The organism is Streptomyces bobili, assembly GCF_002154575.1.
In the GTDB taxonomy this organism is placed as follows: Bacteria; Actinomycetota; Actinomycetes; order Streptomycetales; family Streptomycetaceae; genus Streptomyces; species Streptomyces bobili.
Genome location: NZ_MUBA01000099.1, coordinates 1 through 24,468, shown reverse-complemented (window position 1 = coordinate 24,468; position 24,468 = coordinate 1). Strand labels below are relative to the sequence as shown.

Genomic DNA, 24,468 nt, shown 5'->3' with positions numbered 1-24,468 from the left:
GGTCGGGTGACTGCGTGGAACTGGCCGGCTGCGTGCGTCGCGCGCACGCTGGTCCGGCACCCACTACGGGGTGTGGTGGCGGGCCGCTAGCCCGCAGTCACCTCACGAGTCCGGGAATCACACATCTACCGGATCACCTCCTTTCAGCGTGTGCCGCCACCTTAAGAACCGTTCCGCCGCCCGATCAACCCCTTTTTTCCGGGCCTAGGGTCTCCGCATGACTTCTCCCAGAGCGACCTCCGCCACTACGACCTCCCGCGTGACCGAGCGGCGGGCCATCCTCAGCGGTTCCCCCTTCGAGGAGCAGATCGGGTACGCGCGTGCCGTCGTCGACGGCGACTGGGTGCACGTGTCGGGGACGACCGGCTACGACTACGCGACGATGACCATCTCGGACGACGTGGTCGAACAGGCCGAGCAGTGTCTGCGCAACATCGGCGCGGCCCTGGCGGAGGCCGGGTGCGGCTTCGAAGACGTCGTGCGGGTGCGCTATCTGCTGCCCGAGCGGGCCGACTTCGAGCCCTGCTGGCCGGTGCTGCGCGGCTGCTTCGGAGAGGTGCGGCCGGCGGCGACGATGATGGTGTGCGGCCTGGCCGACCCCCGGATGCGGATCGAGATCGAGGTGTACGCCCGCCGCCCCGCGTAGCGGGACGGCAACCCCGTTGACGTCCGCCCGGCCGCACGGTTGCCTGGGGCCGTGACCGATCTTCGTCTTCGTATCGCGCCGGTCGTCGGCGACGCCATGCTCGAACAGTGGCGGCACGTCCACAACACGATCGTGCCCCCGGCCGCCATGTCCCTCGACGAGGCACGCGCGCGAGGCGACCGCTACCGCCTGGACAACGCCTACCTCGGTGACGTCCTCGTCGGCTGCTCGACGGTACGGCCCCCGGACGGCGAGGAGGCGGTGGCGACCGTCATCGCGCGCGTGCTGCCGCCGTACCGCCGTCGCGGGCACGGAACGGCCTTGTACGACCACGGTCTCGCCCACGCGCGCGGGCTCGGCGCGCGGGTCGTGGAGACGTGCGTGCTGGCCGTCAACGAGGACGGTCTGCGGTTCGCCGAGGCGCGCGGGTTCACCGAGACGGAGCGTTACACGCTGGACGGCGAGAGCGATGTCTGGGTCGACCTGCGGCTGGCCGCGCGCTAGCCGCGCCGTCCGGGGTACGGGACGTACGTACGTACCTGGCAGGACCGGCGTACAACGATTCCTCTGCAATCTTGCGGGAACCATATGTGGGCTGCGTCACGTTCAAGTTGAATGAGGGCACGTGAGCGAACCTGAGGGGGTCCAGGTGAGTGCTTCCCGCCGTAGTGGGACCACCGACGAACTGGGACCGGACGAGCCCGAGCGGCCCGGCCCGGAGGGTCCGGACGGCTCGGATCTGCTCGCCGCGCTGCTCGACGGAATGGACGCGGCGCTGTGCGCCTTCGACGCCGACGGCGTCGTCACGCACTGGAACCGCGAGGCCGAGCGCATCCTCGGCTGGACCGCCGCGGAGGCGGTCGGCCGGCCCGGCTTCGCCGGCTGGGCGGTGCGCGAGGCGGACGCCGAGGAGATCGAGGGCCGGCTGATGGCGGCCATGCGGGCCCCCGGCCGGCAGGTGCACGAGTTCGCGCTGCTCACCAAGGACGGCGGCCGGGTCCTCGTGCGCACCCAGTCCGCCGCCGTCCGCGGCCCCGACGGCAAGCCCGCCGGGCTGTACTGCGCGTTCAGCGAGGTGCACACCCAGATCGACCTGGAGCGCTCCATCGCGCTCAGCGAGGCCCTCTTCGAGGACGCGTCCTGGGGCGTGGTCCTCGTCGACGCCGACCTGCGCCCCGCCGTGGTCAACGCGCACGCGGCCCGCGCGCTCGGCACGGGCCGTACGGCGGTCCTGGGCCGCCCGCTGGGCGACCTGCTGACCCGCGGCGTCGAAGAGCTGGAGAACGCGCTGACGCACGTCCTCGCCGAGGGCGCCCCGCCCGCGCCCGCCGAGATGTGGGTGGGCGTGCGGACCCCGGAGGGCGAGAAGCGGCGCTGCTGGCGCAGCGGGTTCGTGCGGCTGGCCTCGCCGCTCGCCGAGGAGCCGGTGCCGCTCGGCGTCGGCTGGCTCTTCCAGGACGTCACCGAGGCCAAGCAGAGCGAGCAGGAGGCGGCGCTGCTGCGGTTCCGGACGAACCAGCTGCACCGGGCGTCGAGAGCGGCCGCCGAGTGCGAGGACCCGGCGGAGGCGGCGACGGTCCATCTCGACTTCGCTCTCGCGGGGTTCGCCGACCATGCCGTGATCGACCGTGTCGCGGGCCCGCCGAGGGCCGACGGGGAGCCGGGTGCCCCACAGCGTCTGGTGCGGGTGGCGGCCACGCCCTCGGGCGCGCCGGGCCCCAGCGTCCTCACCGGCCACGCCGGCCTGCCCGTGGGGTACACGGAAGGCCACCCGGCCCTCCAGTGCCTGGCCCGCGCCGGCTCGGTGCGCGCCTCCGCGGGCAGTGTGGCCCCGGACCGGGCGCGCGAGTGGGCCCGCGCGCGTCAGTGGCCCGAGGACACGATGCACGCGCTGTGCGCGGTCCTGCGCAGCCGTGGGCGCACCCTGGGCGTCGTCACGTTCCTGCGCACGTCGGGCCGTACCGCCTTCGAGCGGTTCGACTCGACGTACGCCGAGGATGTGGCCGTCCGGGTGGCGGCGGGCCTGGACCTGGCCGACCTCGTCCAGCTCACCGGTTCGGCGGGTACCGCCGGTTCAGCCGGCTCAACGGGCTCAGCCGGTTCCGCCGAGCGCGGTGACGACGAATGACGCGCGCGTGACCCTCGACCCGGTGCCGTTCCCCGGGCTCAGCGCCGGTAGAAGATCCGGTCCCGGTACTCGTCCATGATCCGGCCGTTCCACTCGTGGCCGCCGTCGATGTTGCCGGAGCGCAGCAGCGGGGGTTCGATGCCGCGTTCGGCGAGGGAGGCCGCCGCGGTGGCCATGACCGCCTGGAGGAGGGCCGAGGTGACGACGGTGGACGCGGGCGCGAAGGGCGCGGGGACGGTGTCGAGGCTCAACTCGGCGTCGCCGACCGCGATCTTCGAGTCGAGGACGAGGTCGCAGTGATCCTTGAGGAAGGTTCCCGACACATGCCGGGACGTCGTCTCGGTGGCGTACGCGACCGAGGTCACGCCGATGACCTTCACGCCCAGGGCGCGCGCGTTGAGGGCCATCTCCACGGGCAGCGCGTTGCGGCCCGACAGCGAGACGATCACCAGGGCGTCGCCCGCCCGCACCGGCGAGGTGTCCAGGACGGCGCCGGCCAGACCCTCGACGCGCTCCAGGGCGGAGCCGAGGGTGGCGGGCACGACGTCGACGCCGACGACGCCCGGCACGACGAGCAGGTTCATCAGGGCCAGACCGCCCGCGCGGTAGACGACGTCCTGCGCGGCGAGCGAGGAGTGGCCCGCGCCGAAGGCGAAGAGGCGTCCGCCGGCGGCGACGGTGTCGGCGAGGAGGACACCGGCGGCCTCGACGGCCACCGCCTCCTCGTCGCGAACCCGCTGCAACAGGCCGATCGCGGCGTCGAAGAACTGCGCGGCGGGCGTGCGGTCACTCATCCGAGGGGCCCCTTTGCCGTATCCGGTGTCCGTGTCCGTGTCGCGGATCACCGTGCGGTCTGGACCAGCGCGCTGTCAATACGGCGGGGGAGGGGGACGGCCGCCCCCACCGGCCCGCGGCGCCCCCTGCGAAGGTGCGCGGCCGTCCGGGAAGGTGGCAGGGTCGTCCGGGGTGACGCCGCGGGGGGCATGAACCCTGGCGTAACGCCTTCGTTTCCACGGCGCGGCACGCTTGTCAGTGGTATCCGGCAGAATTGAAGCCAGGGCCAGCGCACGAGCCGGAGAGCCGTCCAGCCTCCGGCAATCTCATCAAGGGGCACGTATGTCCGGACTGATCGACACCACGGAGATGTATCTCCGCACCATCCTCGAGCTGGAGGAGGAAGGTGTGGTCCCCATGCGCGCCCGGATCGCGGAGCGGCTCGACCAGAGCGGTCCGACGGTCAGCCAGACGGTGGCCCGCATGGAGCGGGACGGCCTGGTCTCCGTGGCCAGCGACCGGCACCTGGAGCTGACGGACGAGGGCCGCCGCCTCGCCACGCGCGTGATGCGCAAGCACCGCCTGGCCGAGTGCCTCCTCGTCGACGTGATCGGCCTGGAGTGGGAGCAGGTCCACGCGGAGGCGTGCCGCTGGGAGCACGTGATGAGCGAGGCCGTCGAGCGCCGGGTCCTGGAGCTGCTGCGCCACCCCACCGAGTCGCCGTACGGCAACCCGATCCCGGGTCTGGAGGAGTTGGGGGAGAAGGAGATCGCCGACCCGTTCCTGGACGAGGGCATGGTGTCGCTCGCCGACCTGGACCCGGGCCTGGAGGGCAAGACGGTCGTCGTCCGCCGCATCGGCGAGCCGATCCAGACGGACGCGCAGCTCATGTACACGCTGCGGCGGGCCGGTGTGCAGCCGGGCTCGGTGGTGAGCGTGACCGAGTCGGCCGGCGGTGTGCTGGTGGGCAGCGGGGGTGAGGCGGCCGAGCTGGAGGCGGACGTCGCCTCCCACGTGTTCGTCGCCAAGCGTTGACCCGAGCAGGGGCGAAATGCTGAGCGTTGTTCAACTCGTGGGGCTGTCGGTGTAGTTGAGGCGTTCTGTCGATGTGGCCGAATCGGTGATTCCCTGTGTCGAATCGCAGCGCTCCGGCGCTGCGCGTGCCAGTCTGTCGCGTGAGGCATATGACCTGAGGGGGCGGGACGATGTGCCGCAGATCATGGGAGGGCCCCGGCGCCTCGCGGCGCCGGGGCCTGTCCTCCCCTGTTCCGACCTGGAGCCCCGAGCTCTCAAGGTCGGTCCCCTCGGACCGTTTTCCCCGAGCGGTCCGCCTCCCGCTGAAGGTCTCCCCCGGGCAGCGGCGATCATTCCTTGAGCATGGTCACTCGAACGAGGGGTGTTGCTCGCGGAAGCGGGTTTCTTCGAATGAGTATTCGATAGCCTGCGGGTGAAATAAGCGGCACAGCGGTACGACGGCAGACACGAGGGTGACCGGACCGGCCGGCTCGAGCGGGAGCGAGGGGTCCGAGCGGAGCGAGGGGGGTGCCTGGACCTATGGCGCGACGCATCGACGTGATCGGGGCCGGTGGCGTGAGCCTGGCGGCCTGGGAGTTCGGCGACCCGCCCAAGAAGGACCCGACCGACAGGAAGGACGCCGGGCACCCGACGGACAACAGGTCGGAAGCCTTGATTCCGGTCCAGTCGGCCGGCCGCCAGCCGACCGGCGAGCCGAGCGCGGAGGACGGGGCCCGGTCCGAGCCGACGGCGTCACCCGAGCGCACCACCGGCGTGTTCTTACTGCACGGCCTGATGGGCCGCGCCTCGCACTGGGCGTCCACCGCCCGCTGGCTCTCCGAGCGGCACCGCGCGGTCGCCCTCGACCAGCGGGGGCACGGCCGGAGCGAGAAGCCGCCGAAGGCCGCCTTCACCCGTGAGGCGTACGTCGAGGACGCCGAAGCCGCCCTCGAACAGCTCGGCCTCGGCCCCGCCGTCCTGATCGGCCACGCGATGGGCGCCCTGACCGCCTGGCAGCTCGCCGCAAAGCGCCCCGACCTGGTCTCCGGACTGATCATCTGCGACATGCGGGCCTCCGCACTCGGCGCGGCCTCGCAGCGCGAGTGGGCCGACTGGTTCGAGTCGTGGCCCGTCCCCTTCGCGACCCTCGCCGACGTCCGCAAGTGGTTCGGCGAGGACGACCCCTGGGTCGAGCGGCCCAACCCGGCGCGTGGCGAGTTCTACGCCGAGGTGATGCAGGAGTCCCCCGACGGCTGGCGTCCCGTCTTCGAACCCGAGCAGATGCTGAAGTCCCGCGAGACCTGGGTCTACGACGCCCACTGGGAGGAACTCACCCAGGTCCGCTGCCCCACCCTGGTGGTCCGCGGACTGGACGGCGAGCTGGGGCGCGCGGAGGCGCAGGAGATGGTGCGGGTGCTGCCGCTCGGTGAGTACGCGGAGGTCACCGACGCCGGTCACCTCGTCCACTACGACCAGCCGGAGGGCTGGCGCGAGGCGATCGAGCCGTTCCTGGACGGCGTGCTCGCACGCTGAGCGGACGCGGGCGGACGGGGGCTGACGGGGGCGGACGCGGGCTGACGGGGACCCGGAAGCAGGAGCGCGGAAGCCCGCGGCAGGAGCCCGCCGCAGGAGCCCGGAGAGCCAGGGAGGGCCCCTCAGCCCCTGCTCACCGCCGTCAGGATCTCCGGCAGGCGGGCCGCCGTGCGCGGCGCCGCGAGGCGCAGGCCCAGCAGCGTGACCGAGGCTCCGTACGCCGCCCCCAGCGGTAGCAGCGCCCAACTCCACCGGTCGCCGCCCGCACTGACGTTCAGCCAGACCGTCACGGCGATGACCGGGGCGCAGAGCAGGGCGGCGGCCACCATGCCGCCGAGGATCGAGATCCACGCCAGCCCCGCCTGACCGGGGGCCACGTTCTTGTGGCCCTCCTGCGGGATGGAGTACGGGAAGCGGGCCGAGGTCCAGGCGCCGGTCGCCAGCATCGCGCCCAGCAGCGCGAAGGACAGCCCGAGCGCCTCCGGCAGTCTCGCCCAGTCGCCGAGCAGGGCCGTCGTCAGGACGGTCACCAGCGTCGCGTACGGCAGGGTGATCAGCAGCAGTGCCAGGGCACGCGCGCGCAGTTCGACGTAGGCGTCGCGGGTCGAGGAGATGGTCAGCGCGACCATCCAGAAGGCGGAGGTGTCCTGGCCGAACTGGTTGTACATCTGGATGCCGAGCATCCCGGCGGCGAAACAGGCGAAGTAGATCGAGCCGGTGCCCTGGAGCGCGTTGAACACGGGCACGATCAGGCCGATGGCCAGCGAGGTCACCCAGGCCGCCTTGGTCTTGGGATCGCGCCAGACATAGCGCAGGCTGCGCTCCATGACCGTGCCGGTGCGCCCGCCCGGCAGCAGGCGCCGCAGCCCCGCCGAGGTCCGCCGGTCCCGGGCGGCCGGTTCGGCGGCCTGGAGGGTGGAGCCGTCCGGCGCGGTCATCAGCCGGGTCAGGGTCCGCGCCCACAGCGCCACCAGCAGTGCCAGCGCCCCCGCGCTCACCACCAGTCGCCCGACCGCGATGCCGTACGCCCCCTCGCTCGCCGCGTCCAGGGCGCCGACCGCGGAGGCGGGTGGCACCCAGGCCAGTACGTCCGCCGCCGGATCGAGCTGTCCGAGGCCCGCCGAACCCAGCCGCTGCGCGCCGAAGTTGACGATCTGCGCGCCGACCGCGATGACCAGCCCGCTCAGCACCGCCAGGTCACGGCCCCTGCGGCTGGTCAGCAGCCGGATGTTGGCGGTGGCCACGGCCCGCGCGAACGCCACGCACACCAACAGCCCGAGCAGGACGGCGGGCGCCGACAGGACGTAGGCGAACGCGCCGTGTGCGACGGCGATCACCGAGCCCACCAGCATCAGCACCGTGAACAGCGGCCCGACGCCCACCAGCGAGGCCGCCAGCAGCGCCCGCACCAGCGGCCGGGGCCGCAGCGGCAGCATCACCAGCCGGGTCGGGTCCAGCGTCTCGTCGCCGCTCGGGAAGAACAACGGCATCACCGCCCACCCCAGCCCCAGCACCGCCACCAGCAGCACCACCAGCGACGCCGCGTGCTCATGTCCGCGCAGCGCGATCAGCCCGATCAGCTGCAACGCGGCGAACAGCAGGGTGACGACCGCCGAGGCGACGTACGCGGCCCGCCGCCCACCGGACTGCCGCAGCCCGTTGCGCAACAGCGCCAGCTTCAGCCGTACGACGGTGGAGGTCAGCCCGGTCACCGGGCGCCGCCGCCCAGCCAGTCGAGGTCGGAGCCGGTGTCGCGGCCCTCGGCGCCGACGAGTTCGAGGAACGCCCGCTGCAGCGAGGGCGCCGACCCACGCACCTCCGCCAGCGTGCCGTGGGCCCGGATACGGCCGGCCGCCATCACGGCCACCCAGTCGCACAGCGACTCGACCAGCTCCATGACGTGGGAGGAGAAGACGACCGTGGCGCCGGACGCCGTGTACCGCTCCAGCACCCCGCGGATGATCTGCGCGGACACCGGGTCCACGCCCTCGAACGGCTCGTCGAGGAACAGCACCTCGGGATTGTGCAGCAGCGCGGCCGCGAGCCCGATCTTCTTGCGCATCCCGGTCGAGTAGTCGACGACGAGCTTGTGCTGCGCGCCGGCGAGGTCGAGGACGCCGAGCAGCTGGGTCGCCCGCCTCTCGACCTCGGCACCGGGCAGTCCCCGCAACAGGCCGGTGTACCTCAGGAGTTCACGCCCGGACAGCCGCTCGAACAGCCGCAGTCCCTCGGGCAGCACCCCGATCCGGGCCTTCACCTCGACCGGGTCCCGCCACACGTCGTGCCCGACCACCTCCACCGTGCCCTGGTCGGGCCGCAGCAGCCCGGTCACCATCGACAGCGTCGTGGTCTTCCCGGCCCCGTTGGGCCCGACCAGCCCGATGAACTTCCCCGCGGGCAGGTCGAGATCGATCCCGGCGACGGCCACCTGTCGCCCGAACCGCTTCCAGAGGTTTCGTACGCGCACGGACGTCATGGCTGCACCCTACGGCGGCCCGCCGTGCTCCGAAGGGACGCGCAGCGGGGCGGCTCCTAGCGGTCCCTCCCGCACGCGTACGCCAGTGGCGAGATCAACTCCTCCGCGTCCGGCAGCCACCGGTTGGCGGGCGTGGGCCGGCAGGCCCACTGCACGGCCCCCCGTGAACCGAACCGGGTGGGCGGCGCCGCCACGTACGCCCCCTCGCCCAGTACGACGAGGTCGAGGGAGGACAGCGTCCATCCCACCTTGCGTACGAGATCGGGCACCTTGACCGAAGCGCCGGGGAGGACGAAGAAGTGCATCCGCCGGTCCGGCGTCAACGTGACGGGGCCCAGCGTCGACTCCATGCGCTCCATCCGCGCCAGCGCCAGGAACCCGGCTGTCTCCGGCACGGAGATCGCGTCGAAGGTCCGCCCGGTCGGGAGCAGGATCGACGCGGTCGGCTGCTTCTGCCACATGCGCCGCGCGGCGGTCGCGCTGCCCGTGGCCTGCGTCGCCCACTCGGGCCGGGTCGGATGCGCCCCGGGCACCGGACACGCCGGGTCGTCGCAGGAGCAGCGCTGCGTCCCGTCGACGGCCTCCAGCCAGGTGCCGGGGAAGACGTCCCAGTGACGTTCTTCGGCGTAGCGAACAGCGGTCTCCAGCAGCGATTCTCCGCGCTGCTTCGGGATCTGGGTGGCCTCGGCGCCCGCGATGGTGTCTTCCACGATGAACACAACTCTGGGCGTCACCAGGGGTTACGGCCCGCCGACGTGCGCGGGGGAGGAGCATCGATTCGGCGTCCGGGGCGCACGGGTGCATGGGCGGGGGCGCGCGGGAGGAATGAGCGCGGGAGCGGGTAGTCACGCTTGGGGGCGGCTTCCGTCTTTACCAAGGCAATCCTGGCATGTCTCGCATTCTCGTCGTATCCGCGGGGCATTGATCTTCGCGGCCGGAATTTTTCGGTGGAAGACACATCAACTCGGTGCGCGGGAAAGGCACCGCAGCCACAGGGGGTAGTGCCCATGGCCGCAAGGCCGCTCGTCGCGCGGCAGCCGAACGAACGGTTGCAGGCGCTCATCCAGGAAGCGGGATGCTCGAACGCCGGACTCGCCCGCCGCGTGAACATGTGCGGCGCCGAGCACGGTCTCGATCTGCGCTACGACAAGACGTCCGTGGCCCGTTGGCTGCGCGGACAGCAGCCGCGGGGGCGCGCACCGGCGATCATCGCCGAGGCCCTGGGCCGCAAACTCGGCCGTACGGTCACGATCGACGAGATCGGCATGGCCAACGGCAAGAACCTCGCGTCGGGTGTCGGTCTCCAGTTCTCGCCGACGGTACTGGGGGCCATCGAGCAGGTCTGCGAGCTGTGGCGCAGTGACGTGGGCCGCCGCGACTTCCTCTCGGGGTCCTCCGTGGCCGCCTCCGCGCTCGTCGAGCCCAGCCGCGACTGGCTGATCTCCTCGCCCGACGCGCAGGTGGCGCGCTCGGCCGGCCCCCGGGTGGGCCTGTCCGACGTGGCGGCCGTGAAGGCGATGACCCAGGCGCTCGTCGAACTGGACCACCAGTACGGCAGCGGGCATGTCCGCCCGGTCGTCGTGCACTACCTCAACAGCGTCGTGTCCGGCCTGCTCGCCGGTTCGTACCGGGAGGCGGTGGGGCGGGAACTCTTCGCCGCCGTGGCCCGGTTGACCGAACTCGCCGGCTACATGGCCATCGACACCGGCCAGCCCGGCCTCGCCCAGCGCTACTACATCCAGGCCCTGCGCCTCGCCCAGGCGGCCGGGGACCGCGGCTACGGCGGCTATGTACTCGCCGCCTCCATGAGCCACCTCGCCGCCCAGCTCGGAAACCCGCGCGAGATCGCCCAATTGGCGCGGGCGGCCCAGGAGGGCGCGCGGGGGCGGGTGACGCCGCGCGCGGAGGCCATGTTCCACGCCGCGGAGGCCCGCGGGCACGCGCTCATGGGTGACGTCCGGGCGGCACAGACGGCGTCCGGGCGGGCCGTGGCCGCGCTGGAGGCGGCCGATCCGGCGGCCGGGGACGATCCCGCGTGGATCGCCCACTTCGACGAGGCCTATCTCGCCGACGAGTTGGCGCACTGTCACCGCGACCTCGGGCAGGCCGAGGCGGCGGCGCGCTGTGCGCAGCAGTCGCTGGCCGGGCATCCGGAGAGCCGGGCCCGCCGACGGGCCATCGGATATGTGCTGCTGGCCACGGCCCAGGTGCAGCAGCGCGAGATCGAGCAGGCCTGCAACACCGGCCTGAAGGCGGTGGAGTTGCTGGACACGCTCCGCTCCAACCGGGGTGCCGAGTACCTGGAGGACCTCCAGTCGCGGCTGGGGCCGTTCCAGGAGGAGCCGGTGGTCAGGGAGTTCGGGGCACGACTGGGCCTCCAGGCAGCCGCGTGAACATCCGGGGCGCCGTGGCGTGAACGGCCGGGAAACGGCCCGCCGCCGCACGATCGGCGGCGTGTACAGCGCACGGCGTCCCGGTTCCGTTACTCGGGGCACCGGGAGGAGGCCATGACCTGAGCTGCGTGGCACGGGGTTCCGGGGACCCGGTAGCGTGAGCCGACGATTCCGAAGGTCCCCCATCAGTAGGAGTCCCGGTGACGCAGAGTGGACAGGGCGAGGAGCCCTCGGCGCGGACCGCGCGCGAAGGCATCGTGCTGCCCTCCGACGGCGGGGAACCCCTGCTGCCGGGCACGACGAACGGTCCGGGGCAGGACCCCTACGCCGGGCAGCAGCAGTACGGCGGCCAGCAGCCGCCCGCGCCGTCGGCGGGCCCGCCGGCCGGCGGGCAGACCTGGGGGCAGCCCTGGGGACCCGAGCGGCAGGCGGGGCAGCAGGGGCAGTCCTGGCCGCCCCCGGCGGACCAGCGGCAGTGGGACGGGGACCGGCAGTGGGACACCCCGCAGCCGACGGGCCCCGACGCGTGGCGAGCCGCCCCGCAGGCCGGACCCGGCCCGGGCGCCGGCCCGCTGCCGCCCGAGGGGGCCCCGGCACCGCCGTCGTACGGCCACGGCGTGCCGGCCGCGCCGCTGCCGCCCATGGAGGACAGCGCCACCCGCTACATACCGCCGGTCCCCGCGCACGCCGACGAGGGCGCCACCCAGTACATACCCCCCGTCCCGGCACACGCCGACGAGGGCGCCACCCAGTACCTGCCGCCCGTCCCCGCGCCGGTGGACGAGGGTGCGACGCAGTACATTCCGCCGGTCGCGCCGGGTGCCCTGCCGCCCGAGTCGCCGGCCGAGTCCACCCACTTCCTCGGCCGCGCCCAGCAGAACGCTCCGGGAGCGCGGCCCGCCCACGGTGGACAGCACGGCTCGCACGCCGACGCCGAGGCCACCCAGTACATCCCGCCCGTGACCGGCCAGAGTCCGTACGGCGCGGGCGAGCGGCAGCCGCCCGCCGAGTTCGACAACCTCTTCCGCAGCGGCGGTGACGACGGCCCGGCCGGGGCCACCCAGCAGATGCCGCGCTTCTCGGAGCCCGAGCCGCCCGCATACGGCGCCCACCCCGCCGCCCATGCCCATGCCGCCCACGCACAGCCCGCCTACACCCAGCCCGGCCACACCCCGCCGGGCGGCGGCTCCGGCGGGCGGCGCGCGATGCGGGACGACGACCACGGCGGCGGCCGTAGCGGCTCGCGGGTGCCGCTGTTCGCCGCGATCGGTGTGGCGCTCGTCGTCGTCGGGGTCGGCGCGGGCGCACTGCTCTCCAGCGGGGGCGGCGCCGACGAGGGCGACGACAACAAGACCGTCGCCGCGTCGGCGCCCGCCACCGAGGAATCGGCGTCGGCTTCGGCCGACGCGGCCGAGCAGCAGGCGATCGCCCTGGACAAGCTGCTCGCGGACAGCGGCAGCAGCCGGGCGACCGTGATCGGCGCGGTGGCCGACGTGAAGAAGTGCGGCAACCTCGGCAAGGCCGCGGCCGACCTGCGGGACGCGGCGAAGCAGCGCACGGAACTGGTGACGAAACTGTCCGGCCTGACCGTCGACCAGCTGCCGGAGCATGCCGCGCTGACCACCGCGCTCACCAAGGCCTGGCAGGCCTCCGCCTCCGCCGACAACCACTACGCGGCCTGGGCCGACCAGGTGGCCGCGGACAGGGGCAAGCTCTGCAAGAAGGGCCAGGCCCGCTCCACGGGCCGGACGCAGGAGGCCAACCGCGCGAGCGGCACGGCCAGCGCCCAGAAGAAGCAGGCCGCCGAACTGTGGAACGCGATCGCGAAGACGTACGGCCTGACAGAGCGGCAGCCGGTGCAGCTGTGAGCGGCCGGCGTCGGCTCAGTCGACGTCGGCGTTCTCCAGCGTCTTCGTGACGTCGACGAAGCCCTCCTTGGCCGCCGCCAGCCTGCCCTGCTTCACCGTCTGGAGGGTCACGTCGGCGTTGACCAGGCGCGGGAAGCCGATCGAGGCGAGCTGGTCGGTGAACTCCCAGCGCAGGGTCGGTGTGAGCCCGCCCGTGCTGACCTTCAGGCCGTCGTCGAGGGCGCCGGTGACGGTGTCGGCGGTCACCGCGCCGGCCCCGAGCGACTCCACGACCTTCCTGAACACGGTGTAGGCGATCCAGGTGGTCTGCACGCCCGTGTCCGCCGGGTCGATCCGGGTGTCGGAGAAGGCGCTCTCGCTGATCACCTTCTTCATCGGGTCCCACCGCGGGTCGCTCGCCACCGGGTACCAGCCGGTGACGTAGGCCCCCTCGAAGGCACTGGACGCGCCACCGGTGGAGTTGATCACCGTCTGGTCGACGCTGCCGAGGACGGTCGCGGTGCGCACGGTGGGGTAGTCCTCGCGGCCACGCCGGAAGGAGTCCATGAAGGTGCCGGTGCGGTCGCCGAGGGCGGGGATCACGCATCCCTTGTCGTTCTCGCCGGAACCGTCCTCGACGGTCGCCTCCTTCAGCGCGGCGTCGGCCTGCGCCGAGTACTCGGTGGCGTCCTCCGCGGCCCGCTGGTCCACGACCTTGCCGTGGCCGCCCGCCGTGAGTCCGGCGTCGAGCATGGCGGGCAGGGTGTCGCCCGCGATGGTGTCGGGGCGGACGAGGGCGACGGGGCCGCAGACCGCGGCCAGCTCCTTGCCGAGGCCCGCCAGCAGCGCCGGCTGGCCGCCGTTGACGGGGTAGGAGAGCGGGCTGATGAACTCCTCGTTGGTGACGCCGTAGCCGCCTATGTAGGGAATGCCGGCGCCTTCCAGATGCGGGAGGAAGGACTCGGAGTGCTGGCTGTAGGAGCCGAGCACGGCGACCGCGTTCGCCTTCACGGCCTGCCGGGCGCACTTCGCGGCGTCCACGGTGTCGTTGTGGTCGTTGCAGGTGAGTACCTTGAGCTGACGGCCGTCGAGGCCGCCGTTGGCGTTGATCCAACGGGCGTAGGCGCGGGCGAAGGCGGGCATGCCGGGCTTGTTGGTGGCCGCGGTGCCCTCGGGCGCCCACGTCATCACGACGATCGAGTCGTCCCCGGAGCCCCCCGTGGCCCCGGGGACGAGCCCGCATCCCGCGGCGAGCGACGCACTGGCCACCAGGGCGCCCGCCGACAGCGCGGCGGATCTGAAGGACCTGGTGGGGCGGAGGGACCTGGGGAGGAAGGTACTTCGCATGCGTTGCCTGCCGGTCATGTCCACGCACGATTCCGCCACATGACCAACCTCCGAGTGACCCACGGTCAACGCCGGGTGACAGGGAGGTGAATTGCGGGGGCTGGTGAGGCGGGCGGGACGGGGAAACGTACGATCGATGACCGTGCAAGGTTCGGAGAACTCTTCCCGTCGCGGCCGTCGCTCCCCCACCATGGGCGGCATGCCACTCAACGACATGCCGTGGTGGCGCTGGCGCAGCAATGTGCGCTCCGCGCTGCACATGCTCTCCGACCCGGTGTTCCAGCGGGACGTCTGGCTGGCCGGCGTCGACGGGTACGGGGACGTCACCGACGCCGTGTACCGCCTGGTCGAGGACACCTGGCTCGACAACTGGTCCGCCGAGAAGTACGTCGGCACGATCTTCCGCGACTCCCAGGAGGCCGCGCTCGTCGACACCGCCGTGCTGCGCGTCCTGCGGATCATGCACCAGGTCGGCCCCGACGCCCCGGTCTCCGCGTACGTCGACCACGAGGGCTGGCCCGACGCCGTACGGGCGGCGCGCGACGCCCACGTACGCCTGGCGGTGGCCGACGGCGAGGAGCCGGACGTCCCGCCGCGCACGCTCGAAGTGCTGCGGATCATGACGAGGACGGCGTGAGAAGTGCGGCGGATCATGACGAGGGCGGCGTGACGGGGACCGGCGGGTGATTCCGTCCTGCGGACGGCGTTCCTGCGTGTGTGACCTGTCATGAGACCCTGTGCTGCATGAGTGAGCAGTCCACCCGCGCCACGGCGACCCTCGCCGACCAGTACGTCCTCACACTGTCCTGCCCCGACAAGCAGGGCATCGTGCACGCCGTGTCGAGCTACCTGTTCATGACCGGCTGCAACATCGAGGACAGCCAGCAGTTCGGCGACCACGACACGGGACTGTTCTTCATGCGGGTCCACTTCTCGGCGGAGTCGCCGGTGACCGTGGACAAGCTGCGGGCGAGCTTCGCGGCGATCGGCGACGCCTTCCACATGGACTGGCAGATCAACCGGGCCGACGAGAAGATGCGCATCGTCCTCATGGTCAGCAGGTTCGGCCACTGCCTGAACGACCTGCTGTTCCGCGCCCGGACCGGCGCGCTGCCGGTGGAGATCGCGGCCGTGGTGTCCAACCACACCGACTTCGCCGAGCTGGTGGATTCGTACGGCGTTCCCTTCCACCACATCCCGGTGGCGAAGGACAACAAGGCCGAGGCGGAGGCGCGGCTGCTGGAGATCGTCCGCGAGGAGGGTGTCGAGCTGGTCGTCCTGGCCCGCTACATGCAGGTGCTGTCGGACGACCTGTGCAAGCAGCTCAACGGGAAGATCATCAACATCCACCACTCCTTCCTGCCGAGCTTCAAGGGCGCGAAGCCGTACCACCAGGCGCACGCGCGGGGCGTGAAGCTGATCGGCGCGACGGCGCACTATGTGACGGCCGACCTCGACGAGGGGCCGATCATCGAGCAGGAGGTCGAGCGGGTGGGGCACGACGTCACGCCGGACCAGCTCGTGGCCGTCGGGCGCGACGTGGAGTGCCAGGCGCTGGCCCGTGCCGTGAAGTGGCACGCGGAGCGGCGGATCCTGCTGAACGGGCGACGCACGGTCGTCTTCGCGTAGCGGGGCCGCCCCGCGCCGGGTGGCTCCTACATCCGGCTCAGGGACGCCGCCGCGGACAGTACGTCGCTGATGGCCCTGCGGTCGCCCACCTGGCCCGCCGCCGCTTCCTCCGGCGAGACGTGGCCTGCCGCGAGCCGGCAGAACTCCACGTCGTCCAGGGCCACATGGGCCACCTCGTGGTCGGCGGAGCCCACCGCGGCGGGGGAGTCGAGGGGGATGAGCCACTCGCCGCCGCCCCGTCCCTCGATCTCCAGCCGCAGGCTGCGGCCGGGGCGGCCGGCGGTCACCAGGTGCCGCGTATCGCCCGGTGAGGTGAGTCCCGCGCGGCGGCGGTCGGCGAGGGCGCCGGGCAGCATCCGGGCGGCCAGGTCGATCATGCCGCGCAGATGACGCGGCGCGGGCGGCTCGTAGGGGTAGTCGACGGCCTCGGCGATGTCCACGGCGTGCACCCAGCATTCGAAGGCCCGGTCCACCAGCGCGTCCCGCAGCGGCAGTTCGAAGTCGCCGTACGACACCGGCATGGTGCCGGAGCCTCCCCCACGCTCGGCTCCGCTCGCGCGGGAGGTGCCCCCACCCGTGAAGCACGCCGTGCGGACGACCGCGTGGGTCTGGTCCCGCCAGGGGCCGCGCACGGACCGGGTGGGCGGGAAGTGCGAGGCGTCCCAGAACGCCTCCGTCCGCTCGGCCGGCGATCCCACCGGCTTGCCCGCCGAGCCGCCCGTGACCGGTCCCAGCGGATCGTCGAGGCCCAGCGCGACGGCGACCAGCCCGTCCACCGCGATCAGGTGCGCGATGACGCCGGCGACGGTCGTACGGCGGCTGGTGGCGTCCGCGCCGCGGAACCAGCGCAGGCGCACGGGCGCGTGCCACTCCGCGTCCCCGAAGTCCTGGAGCAGCGCGTCCAGCCGCGCGGTCTCGGCGTCGTACGACATCGCCCAGTCGGGCACCGGGATGCGCGGCGGGCGCCGGTCCAGGCAGCTCTCCAGGACGCGGGTGCGCAGGGCCGGGTCCAGGTCGAGGCTGTCGGGGCGCTGGAGCAGGCCGACCGCCTCACGCAGCCGCCGGGCCTCGTCGGCGCAGGCCCCGCAGTCGCCGAGGTGGTCCTCGACGGCGGCGGTCTCCTCGGCCGAGCAGGCGGCCAGCGCCCAGGCGCCCAGGAGTGCCTTGAGGACGGGGTGTTCCAGGCGGAGCGGCCCGGCCTGGGCGCCCGCGCCGCTCTCGGCGGCGTACGGCCCGGCGTGGCCGCCATGGTCCGCGTCGGTCATGCCGCACCCCCGTAGCGTCCGGGCGGGGCGCCGGGGGCGGCGGCGTCGTGGGCCGTGGAGAGCAGTTGCAGGCCGAGGCGGAGGCGGCGACGGGCCTCGTCCTCGGTGACACCCAGGTCGGCGGCGGTCTGGCGGTAGTCGCGGCGCTGGAAGTACGCCAGCTCCAGGGCGGCGCGCAGCGGGGTCGGCATCGACTGGACGATGTAGTCGGCGCGGGCGGCGACCGAGGCGTGCCGGACCTTGTTCTCCAGTTCCTCGGTGCTGCCGGAGCCGTCCAGCGCGAGCGCCGCGCTCTCCGTGGCGCGCAGGCGCTGCACGGCCAGGCGGTGGGTCAGGGCGGCGACCCAGCTGCGCAGGGGGCCCTGCCGGGGGTCGTAGGAGTCGGGGTGCTCCCACACGTGCGCGAAGACCTCGCGGGTGACGCCGTCGGCGGCCCGCTCGTCCCCCAGCACGCGATGGGCGAGGCCGTGCACGAGCGAGGCGAACCGGTCGTACAGCTCACCGAGGGCGGCGGCCTCCCCGCGCGCGAGCCGCTGCTGCATCTTGCGGTCCCAGCGGGGCGGTGCGTCCTTGTTCGCCATGCGGCCCCCTCAGCCCTGCCCGTGCCCGGCGCTCCCACCGGGGCCTGTCCCTGTCCAGCCTGCGTGCATCGTCACCTCGAAATGTAGTCGGCACGTCCGACGACGCACGCCCCTTTGCTGCAATGTGCGCCCCCTGTGCCGCGGAGGGTGGTAAAGGCGTGCTCCGCGCGTCTACCCGCCTTGCTCGCGATCAGGCTTGATCGAAGTGGATCGAACAGGACCGATACCGACTGGAACAAGCCTCTTTCTCTCGCCGACTGTTTTTCACCCGGCGTTTCGGGGAACGGCCGCTGGGCAGCCGCGCTGCGAGGAAGCGAAGGGACAGCTTCCGTTCGGGCGGATGAAAGGCTTGGTGGGTGGCTTTCAAAGTGACCGGCGGTGAGCGGGGCGGATGGGCCGTGCTCCGCGTGTCGGGCGAGCTGGACCTGGTGACGTCACCCGTGCTGCGTCAACGGGTGCACGACGAGGTGGCCGAGGGCCGCCACAGTCTCGTCCTGGACCTCTCCGAGGTGCATTTCTGCGACTCCAGCGGGGTCGGCGTCCTCATCGCCTCCCGGCGGCTGATCCGCTCCTGCCGGGGACGCCTGCGGCTGATCCTGCCGGCCCGCGGCGCGGTCGAGGACTCCCACGTCAATCGCGTCCTGGGCGCGCTGGGCGTGCGCCGCCTCTTCGACGTGTACGGCGATGTCGCCGAGGCCGTCGAGGACGGCGCCGAGCCGCTGTCCGCCTGACCGGATCAGGTGAACCGCGTCACGCTTTCCGCCACATTCTCGTACCGGAATTCCCTCGGTCTTGGCACAGGTGTCACCTTCCCGCCGCCCGGGTGTCGCCGGCGTCGTACGCTCCCCTGCGGAAGACCCACACCCGACGTGATGACGTAAGGCGGCCCAGAGACATGGTGAGCAGCGAGTACGAGCGCAGGATCGCCGCCCGGTTCGCCACCTTCGACCAGGACGGCAACGGCTGCATCGACCGCGTGGACTTCGCCTCCGCGGCCAAGGCCGTCCTCGCCGAGTTCGGCGTCCCGGCCCGCTCCGACAAGGGACAGGCGCTGTACGGCGGAGCCGAGGCGTTCTGGCAGGGCATGGCCGGGATCGCGGACCGGGACGGGGACCAGCGCATCAGCCGCGACGAGTTCGTGGGCGGGGCCGTCAAGCGGCTCCGCGACAACCCCGAGCGGTTCGCCGAGATCGCCCGGCCCTTCCTGCACGCCGCGCTCGACATCGCGGACGGCGACGGCGACGGGCGGGCCACCATCGACGACACGGTGCGGGTCCTGAGGGCCCTGGGAGCGAACGAGGAAGCCGCCCGCGGGGCGGCGGCGCTGCTGGACACCGACGCGGACGGACTCGTGGGAGAGGCGGAGGTCGTCCCGGCGTTCGCCCGCTACTTCACGGTCCCGGAGTAACCCGACCCACGGGGCGCCGCCTCCGGACCCCCGGCGTGAGGCCCAGACGCTGTCGGCGAATCCCGCGGGTCAGGCAATGGGCAGATCCGGGCCGGAGACGGACCTAGCGACTGCCCGCGAGCGTGCGGTCGAGAAGTGGGAGCAGGCGCTCCCAGTGGCGTTTCAGGCCGGTGGAGTCGAAGGCGTCGGTGTCGGACATCGTGAAGCCGTGGGCGGTGCCGGGGTAGATCTCGGAGGTGTGGCTGACGCCCGCCGCGTCCAGGGCCTCGCCGAGTCTGCCCAGGGTCTCGGGTGTCAGGTCGCTCTCGGCGTGGCCGAAGTGGGCCTGGGCGGTGATGCCGGTGAAGGAGTCGGGGCCGTCCGCGCCCACGGGGCCGTGGAACGCTGCGAGGGCGGCCACCTGGCCGGGGTGGGCCGCGGCGGTGCGGGTCGCCAGGAGACCGCCGATGCAGTAGCCGGTCACCGCGACCGGGCCGGGAGCGACCTCGGGCTGTGTGGTGAGGAACCTGAGGTAGGCGTCCGCGTCGCGCAGGGTGCGTTCGGCGGTGTGCGCCTCTATCAGGGGCATCAGCTGGGCGATGACCGCGGGCCGGGCCTCTTCTCCGATGTACTCGGGAAGCTCGATCACCGGTGCAGGGCCGTGCCGGTAGAAGACGTTGGGGACGAGCACGTAATACCCGTGCCCGGCCAGTTCGCGGGCCATCTCCCGCAGTACGGGACGGATACCGAAGCCGTCCGCGTACATCAGCACCGCGGGGTGCCGCCCGCCACCGTCGGGGAAGGCGGCGTAAGCGTCGGCCAGGCCGTCCGGGGTGGGAATGTGCGGGGTCTTGTCGCTGGGCATGAGTGTGCGTTCTCCTGTCGTGGTCGGCGTATCGAGCTGTGGTCGACACGACAGGAGGCGGAGCCCGTGCGGCGCTCAGAGCGGCGCCGGGTCACCTATCCGTGTGTGGCGCAAGGCCGTCCCGGTGGTCATCGCGCAAACGTAGCCCACGGGGCGCGATCGATGCCAGCGCCCCGCCCCTCAGCTTCCCGGCGCCGAATACCGCTCCCGCAGCCGGTACTTGAGTACCTTCCTCAGCGTCTCGTTGCGTGGCAGTGAGTCCACCACCTCCAGCTGTTCCGGGAGTTTGTGCACCGACAGGCCCGCCGCTCGCAGGTGGGCCGTGACCGTGGCCAGGGTCAGGTGCTCGGTTCCCTCCGGTTGTTCCACGACCGCGCACACGCGCTCGCCCCGTTCCGGGTCCGGCAGGCCGATGACCGCCACGTCTCTCACCGAGGGGTGGGTGTGGAGGAGGTCCTCTATCTCCTTCGCCGAGATGTTCTCGCCCTTGCGGATGATCACGTCCTTGAGGCGGCCGGTGAGGACCAGGTGGCCGGAGCCGGTGACGTGGCCCAGGTCGCCGGTGCGGAGGAAGCCGTCCGGGTCGAAGGCCTCCGCCGTCTGGGCCGGGTCCAGGTAGCCCTGGCAGACGGCCTCTCCGCGCAGGCGTACCTCGCCGTCCACGATCCGTATCTCCATGCCCTCCGGCGGGCGCCCCTCCGTCGTCGCCAGGTGCTCGGCCGTGTCGTCGGGGTCGCCCATGGTGATCATCGGGACCTCGGTCATGCCGTAGCCGTGGGTGAGCTGTACGCCCATCTCGCGGACCACGCGGTGGTACAGCTCGGGGGGCTTGGGGGCGCCGCCGCCCGCGAGGAGGCGCAGGGTCGGGATCACCGGGACGCCCGGCCGTTCGCGCTGTTCCGCGAGGAACATCGAGTAGAACGCCGTCGAGCCGCCCGCCACCGTGACGCCGTGCCTGCGGTACTCGGTGAGCGCGTCCGGCAGGGCGAAGTGCTCGAACATCACCGCAGGGAAGCCGTACAGGAGCAGCATCACCGTGTAGTCGGGGCCGGCGATGTGGGCGTAGGGGAAGGCCATCGAGCCGACGTCGTCCGCCGTGAGGCGCAGCGCGTGGGCGAGGCAGGCGCCGCCGGCGAGGAGGGAGCGGTCCGTGTGCAGGACGCCCTTGGGGTCGGAGGTGGTGCCCGAGGTCCAGTAGATCCAGCGCACGGAGGTGCCCTCGGCGGGCGGGGCGGGGAGTACCGCGGGGTCGCCCTCGGGAAGGTCGTCGTACGCCTCGAAGACGCCCTTGGCGCCCAGCCGCCGGGCCATCTCCGTGTGGTCGAAGCCGCGCCACACGCCCGGTACGGCGAAGAACTCGGCCTTGGACTCGCGCAGGGCGAAGCCGACCTCGCGGTCCCGGTAGAAGGGGATCACGGGGGTCTGGACGGCCCCGAGGCGGGCCAGGGCGAAGGAGAGGACGGCCGTCTCCAGGCGGGTGGGGAGCTGCCAGGCGACGACCGTGCCGGGGCGTACGCCCATGCCGTACAGGCCCGCCGCGGTGCGCTCGGCGCGCTCGCGCAGGGCGCCGAAGGTCAGGGCGCGGTCGTCCTGGAGGAGGACCGGGCGGTCGGGGGTGAGCGCGGCTCGGCGGGCGAGCAGGTCCCAGAGCGTGCGGGACGCGCTCAGGGTGTGGGCGATATCGGTCACGGTGGCCCCTCCAGCAAACTGACGCCTAGTCAGATCGTGGGCAGAGCGTAGGGCCGGGTGCCTTGTCGGTCCAGGGGTGCGGGGCTAGCCTGCCCGTAGACCTGAACTGACGGACCGTCAGAAAGAGCGGACCGTGTCGGCCCGGCGGAGGGGACCCATGACCGAACTGCCCCGCATCATCAGCGTCGACGACCACGTCATCGAGCCCGCACACCTCTTCGAGACCTGGCTGCCGCACAAGTACCGCGACCGCGGGCCGAAGCCGCTCACCGCCGGTATCGGCGAGCTGGCCTACGTCGGCGGCAAGTACCGGATCACCATGGACCCGGACGGCCCGCCCACCGACTGGTGGATCTACGAGGACCTCAGGTTCCCGTACAAACGCAACATCGCCGCCGTCGGCTTCGACCGGGACGAGATGACCCTGGAGGGCATCACGCGCGCGGAGATGCGGCCCGGCTGCTGGGATCCGGCCGAGCGGCTCAAGGACATGGACCTCAACCATGTCGAGGGCAGCCTCTGCTTCCCGACCTTCCCCCGCTTCTGCGGGCAGACCTTCGCCGAGGCGCACGACAAGGAGGTCGCCCTCGCCTGCGTGCGCGCCTACAACGACTGGATGGTCGAGGAGTGGTGCGGAGACAGCGGCGGGCGGCTCATCCCGCTGTGCCTGATCCCGCTGTGGGACATCGGACTGGCGGTGGCCGAGATCCGGCGCAACGCGGCCCGCGGGGTGCGCGCGGTCACCTTCTCCGAGATCCCCACCCACCTGGGCCTGCCGTCCATCCACTCCGGCCACTGGGACCCGTTCTTCGCGGTCTGCCAGGAGACCGGGACGGTCGTCAACATGCACATCGGGTCCTCGTCCCAGATGCCGGCCGCCTCCCCGGACGCCCCGCCCGCCGTCCAGGCCGCGCTCAGCTTCAACAACGCGATGGCCTCGATGATGGACTTCCTGTTCAGCGGGGTGCTGGTGAAGTTCCCGACGCTCAAGCTGGCCTACTCCGAGGGCCAGATGGGCTGGATCCCGTACGCCCTGGAACGCGCCGACGACGTGTGGGCGGAGCACCGGGCCTGGGGCGGCGTCCGCGATCTCGTTCCCGAGCCGCCGTCGACGTACTACTACCGGCAGATCTTCTGCTGCTTCTTCCGCGACAAGCACGGGGTGGCGTCGCTGGACGTCGTCGGACGCGACAACGCCACCTTCGAGACCGACTACCCGCACGTCGACTCGACCTTCCCGCACACCAAGGAGGTCGCCCTCGACCACGTCAAGGGCCTCGACGACGAGACCGTGTACAAGCTGATGCGCGGCAACGCCATCCGCATGCTCGGCCTCGGCCTCGACCGCTGATGGACCTCGCCGACAGCGCCGAGGAGGCCGCGTTCCGGGCCCGGCTGCGGGAGTGGCTGGGCAAGGCGCTCCCCACCCTCCCGCCGAGGCCGTCCCCCGCCGACTGGCCGGGGCGCAGGGCGTACGACCTCGGCTGGCAGCGGATGCTCTACGACGCCGGGTACGGGCACGTCCACTGGGACGCCCCGCCCGGCGTCCGGCTCATCTTCCTGGAGGAGACGGAGAAGGCCGGCGCGCCCTATGTGGGCGCCAACTTCGTCGGACTCCTGCACGCCGGACCGACCGTCGCCGCCGAGGGGACGGAGGAACAGCGGGCCCGCTGGCTGCCGCCGATCCTGCGCGGCGAGGAGGTCTGGTGCCAGGGCTTCAGCGAGCCCGGCGCCGGCTCCGACCTCGCGGCGCTGCGCACGCGCGCGTGGCGCGACGGCGACCACTACGTGGTCAGCGGCTCCAAGATCTGGACGTCGCACGCCGAGGTCGCGAACTGGTGCGAACTGCTGGTGCGCACCGACCCGGAGGCGCCCCGGCACCGCGGGATCACCTGGCTCGCCCTGCCCATGGACGCCCCCGGCATCACGGTACGGCCGCTGCGGACCCTCGCCGGGTCCACCGAGTTCGCGGAGGTGTTCCTCGACGAGGTACGGGTGCCGGTCGGCCACCGCGTCGGGGCGGAGAACGACGGCTGGCGGGTGACGATGGTGACGCTGTCCTTCGAGCGCGGCACCGCGTTCGCGGGCGAGGTGGTCGCCTGCCGACGGGTCCTCGGCGAACTCGCCCACGAGGCGCGGCACAACGGCCGCTGGGACGATCCCGCACTGCGTCGCCGGCTCGGCCGGCTCAACGCCGAGTTCCGGGCGCTCTGGCGGCTCACCCAGTGGAACGTGAGCGCGGCGGAGGCCTCCGGAGGCGTGCCCGGCCTTGCGGGTTCGGTTTTCAAACTGAGGTATTCACAGGCGCGCCAGGACCTGTACGACACCGCCGCCGAGGTCCTCGGTGACGCGGCCCTCGACCTCGACCGGCCGTGGGTGCTCGACCGCCTGACCTCCCTGTCGTACACCATCGCGGCCGGGACCTCGCAGATCCAGCGCAACATCGTGGGCGAACGGATCCTGGGGCTGCCGAAGGGACGATGACGTGCGTTTCCAACTGAGCGAGGACCAGCGGGCCTTGCGGAACGGGGTGCGGGAGGTGCTCGCGCGCCGCTTCGGGCCCCGGGAACTGCGGGCGGCGGCCGACGGGCCGCCCGCGCTCGACCGGGCCCTGTGGCGGGCACTGGGTGACGCCGGGTTCTTCGCGCTGCGGCTGCCGGAGTCCGAGGGCGGCGTCGGACTCGGCCTGCCCGAGGCCGTGTTGGCGTTCGAGGAGGCGGGCCGGGTGCTGCTGCCCGGCCCGCTGATCGCCACCCACCTCGCGGCCGGACGCGTACCGGGCGCCGCGACCGGCGAGACGGTCGTGACGGCCGTCGACGGCGGCCTGGTGGAGTGGCTGACGGAGGCGGACGTGGTGGTGGGGAGCGCCGTGCCGTCCGGAGCAGGGGCAGGGG

General features: G+C 72.6%; 23 protein-coding genes. 14 read left to right on the top strand and 9 right to left on the bottom strand.

Features of this window, described 5'->3' with window-relative positions; genetic code table 11:
- Positions 1–259 precede the first annotated feature (259 nt).
- From BZL64_RS40555 to BZL64_RS09165, 3 genes are all read left to right on the top strand, one after another.
- Positions 260–646, top strand: coding sequence for a RidA family protein (locus BZL64_RS40555; RefSeq protein WP_150474551.1), 387 nt, complete (start codon positions 260–262; stop codon positions 644–646).
- 51 nt (positions 647–697) lie between these two features.
- Positions 698–1,150 carry a GNAT family N-acetyltransferase gene (locus tag BZL64_RS40550; RefSeq protein WP_208639399.1) on the top strand — a complete coding sequence of 151 codons (453 nt, stop codon included), beginning with the start codon at positions 698–700 and terminating at the stop codon, positions 1,148–1,150.
- Positions 1,151–1,295: 145 nt separating this feature from the next.
- Positions 1,296–2,774 (top strand): PAS domain-containing protein, encoded by a 1,479-nt coding sequence (locus BZL64_RS09165; RefSeq protein WP_086767930.1) that lies wholly within the window; start codon positions 1,296–1,298, stop codon positions 2,772–2,774.
- Positions 2,775–2,812: 38 nt separating this feature from the next.
- On the opposite strand, the gene BZL64_RS09160 is transcribed toward BZL64_RS09165, so the two are convergent.
- Positions 2,813–3,568: an SIS domain-containing protein gene (locus tag BZL64_RS09160; RefSeq protein ID WP_086767910.1), complete on the bottom strand. Its 756-nt coding sequence runs from the start codon at positions 3,566–3,568 to the stop codon at positions 2,813–2,815.
- A gap of 322 nt (positions 3,569–3,890) precedes the next feature.
- On the opposite strand from BZL64_RS09160, the gene BZL64_RS09155 reads away from it, so the two are divergent.
- Positions 3,891–4,583: an iron-dependent transcriptional repressor DtxR gene (locus tag BZL64_RS09155; protein ID WP_086767908.1), complete on the top strand. Its 693-nt coding sequence runs from the start codon at positions 3,891–3,893 to the stop codon at positions 4,581–4,583.
- A 519-nt stretch (positions 4,584–5,102) separates the two neighbouring features.
- The gene (locus BZL64_RS09150) at positions 5,103–6,095 is read left to right on the top strand and encodes an alpha/beta fold hydrolase (protein WP_086767906.1); all 993 of its coding nucleotides are present in this window, start codon (positions 5,103–5,105) and stop codon (positions 6,093–6,095) included.
- A 122-nt stretch (positions 6,096–6,217) separates the two neighbouring features.
- Here BZL64_RS09150 and BZL64_RS09145 read toward each other — a convergent pair whose 3' ends face one another.
- Genes BZL64_RS09145 through BZL64_RS09135 form a run of 3 tightly spaced genes read right to left on the bottom strand, consistent with a single transcriptional unit; the run spans position 6,218 to position 9,290 of the window.
- Positions 6,218–7,807, bottom strand: a complete 1,590-nt coding sequence (locus tag BZL64_RS09145) for a transporter (protein ID WP_208639398.1) — start codon at positions 7,805–7,807, stop codon at positions 6,218–6,220.
- Entirely contained in the window at positions 7,804–8,571 is a 768-nt protein-coding gene (locus BZL64_RS09140; protein ID WP_086767926.1) for an ABC transporter ATP-binding protein, read from the bottom strand. The genes BZL64_RS09145 and BZL64_RS09140 overlap by 4 nt, the downstream gene beginning before the upstream one ends.
- Positions 8,572–8,627: 56 nt before the next feature.
- The gene (locus BZL64_RS09135) at positions 8,628–9,290 is read right to left on the bottom strand and encodes a bifunctional DNA primase/polymerase (RefSeq protein ID WP_086767904.1); all 663 of its coding nucleotides are present in this window, start codon (positions 9,288–9,290) and stop codon (positions 8,628–8,630) included.
- 288 nt (positions 9,291–9,578) lie between these two features.
- Here BZL64_RS09135 and BZL64_RS09130 point away from each other — a divergent pair, with 288 nt between their 5' ends.
- Both BZL64_RS09130 and BZL64_RS09125 read left to right on the top strand, forming a co-directional pair.
- On the top strand, positions 9,579–10,964 hold the full coding sequence (locus tag BZL64_RS09130; protein WP_086767902.1) for an NsdA family TPR-like regulatory protein: 1,386 nt from the start codon (positions 9,579–9,581) through the stop codon (positions 10,962–10,964).
- Positions 10,965–11,164: 200 nt separating this feature from the next.
- A complete protein-coding gene (locus tag BZL64_RS09125) occupies positions 11,165–12,832 on the top strand; it encodes a hypothetical protein (RefSeq protein ID WP_086767900.1) in 1,668 nt (555 codons plus the stop codon).
- A 15-nt stretch (positions 12,833–12,847) separates the two neighbouring features.
- On the opposite strand, the gene BZL64_RS09120 is transcribed toward BZL64_RS09125, so the two are convergent.
- Entirely contained in the window at positions 12,848–14,176 is a 1,329-nt protein-coding gene (locus BZL64_RS09120; RefSeq protein ID WP_086767898.1) for an ABC transporter substrate-binding protein, read from the bottom strand.
- A gap of 118 nt (positions 14,177–14,294) precedes the next feature.
- On the opposite strand from BZL64_RS09120, the gene BZL64_RS09115 reads away from it, so the two are divergent.
- Together BZL64_RS09115 and purU are read left to right on the top strand one after the other, a co-directional pair.
- On the top strand, positions 14,295–14,795 hold the full coding sequence (locus tag BZL64_RS09115; RefSeq protein ID WP_086767896.1) for an SCO4402 family protein: 501 nt from the start codon (positions 14,295–14,297) through the stop codon (positions 14,793–14,795).
- A 107-nt stretch (positions 14,796–14,902) separates the two neighbouring features.
- Positions 14,903–15,787 carry a formyltetrahydrofolate deformylase gene (purU, locus tag BZL64_RS09110; protein WP_086767894.1) on the top strand — a complete coding sequence of 295 codons (885 nt, stop codon included), beginning with the start codon at positions 14,903–14,905 and terminating at the stop codon, positions 15,785–15,787.
- A 26-nt stretch (positions 15,788–15,813) separates the two neighbouring features.
- Here the strand turns inward: purU and BZL64_RS09105 are convergent, their stop codons facing one another.
- Both BZL64_RS09105 and BZL64_RS09100 read right to left on the bottom strand, forming a co-directional pair.
- Positions 15,814–17,052 carry a maleylpyruvate isomerase mycothiol-dependent enzyme family protein gene (locus tag BZL64_RS09105; RefSeq protein ID WP_107430242.1) on the bottom strand — a complete coding sequence of 413 codons (1,239 nt, stop codon included), beginning with the start codon at positions 17,050–17,052 and terminating at the stop codon, positions 15,814–15,816.
- Positions 17,049–17,633 carry a sigma-70 family RNA polymerase sigma factor gene (locus tag BZL64_RS09100; protein ID WP_086767892.1) on the bottom strand — a complete coding sequence of 195 codons (585 nt, stop codon included), beginning with the start codon at positions 17,631–17,633 and terminating at the stop codon, positions 17,049–17,051. Before BZL64_RS09100 ends, BZL64_RS09105 begins: the two co-directional genes overlap by 4 nt.
- Positions 17,634–17,989: 356 nt before the next feature.
- Here BZL64_RS09100 and BZL64_RS09095 point away from each other — a divergent pair, with 356 nt between their 5' ends.
- Positions 17,990–18,364 carry an STAS domain-containing protein gene (locus BZL64_RS09095; protein WP_086767890.1) on the top strand — a complete coding sequence of 125 codons (375 nt, stop codon included), beginning with the start codon at positions 17,990–17,992 and terminating at the stop codon, positions 18,362–18,364.
- A 164-nt stretch (positions 18,365–18,528) separates the two neighbouring features.
- Entirely contained in the window at positions 18,529–19,041 is a 513-nt protein-coding gene (locus BZL64_RS09090; protein WP_086767888.1) for an EF-hand domain-containing protein, read from the top strand.
- Positions 19,042–19,144: 103 nt separating this feature from the next.
- On the opposite strand, the gene BZL64_RS09085 is transcribed toward BZL64_RS09090, so the two are convergent.
- Positions 19,145–19,885, bottom strand: a complete 741-nt coding sequence (locus tag BZL64_RS09085) for a dienelactone hydrolase family protein (RefSeq protein ID WP_086767886.1) — start codon at positions 19,883–19,885, stop codon at positions 19,145–19,147.
- A gap of 180 nt (positions 19,886–20,065) precedes the next feature.
- Positions 20,066–21,574 carry a class I adenylate-forming enzyme family protein gene (locus BZL64_RS09080; protein WP_086767884.1) on the bottom strand — a complete coding sequence of 503 codons (1,509 nt, stop codon included), beginning with the start codon at positions 21,572–21,574 and terminating at the stop codon, positions 20,066–20,068.
- Between the two features lie 157 nt (positions 21,575–21,731).
- On the opposite strand from BZL64_RS09080, the gene BZL64_RS09075 reads away from it, so the two are divergent.
- The 3 genes from BZL64_RS09075 to BZL64_RS09065 form a co-directional block, all read left to right on the top strand.
- Positions 21,732–22,925, top strand: a complete 1,194-nt coding sequence (locus BZL64_RS09075; RefSeq protein ID WP_086767882.1) for an amidohydrolase family protein — start codon at positions 21,732–21,734, stop codon at positions 22,923–22,925.
- Positions 22,925–24,058: an acyl-CoA dehydrogenase gene (locus tag BZL64_RS09070; protein ID WP_086767880.1), complete on the top strand. Its 1,134-nt coding sequence runs from the start codon at positions 22,925–22,927 to the stop codon at positions 24,056–24,058. The genes BZL64_RS09075 and BZL64_RS09070 overlap by 1 nt, the downstream gene beginning before the upstream one ends.
- 1 nt (position 24,059) lies before the next feature.
- Positions 24,060–24,468, top strand: a 409-nt coding sequence (locus BZL64_RS09065) for an acyl-CoA dehydrogenase family protein (RefSeq protein WP_143663062.1), incomplete at its 3' end; no start/stop codon positions are given.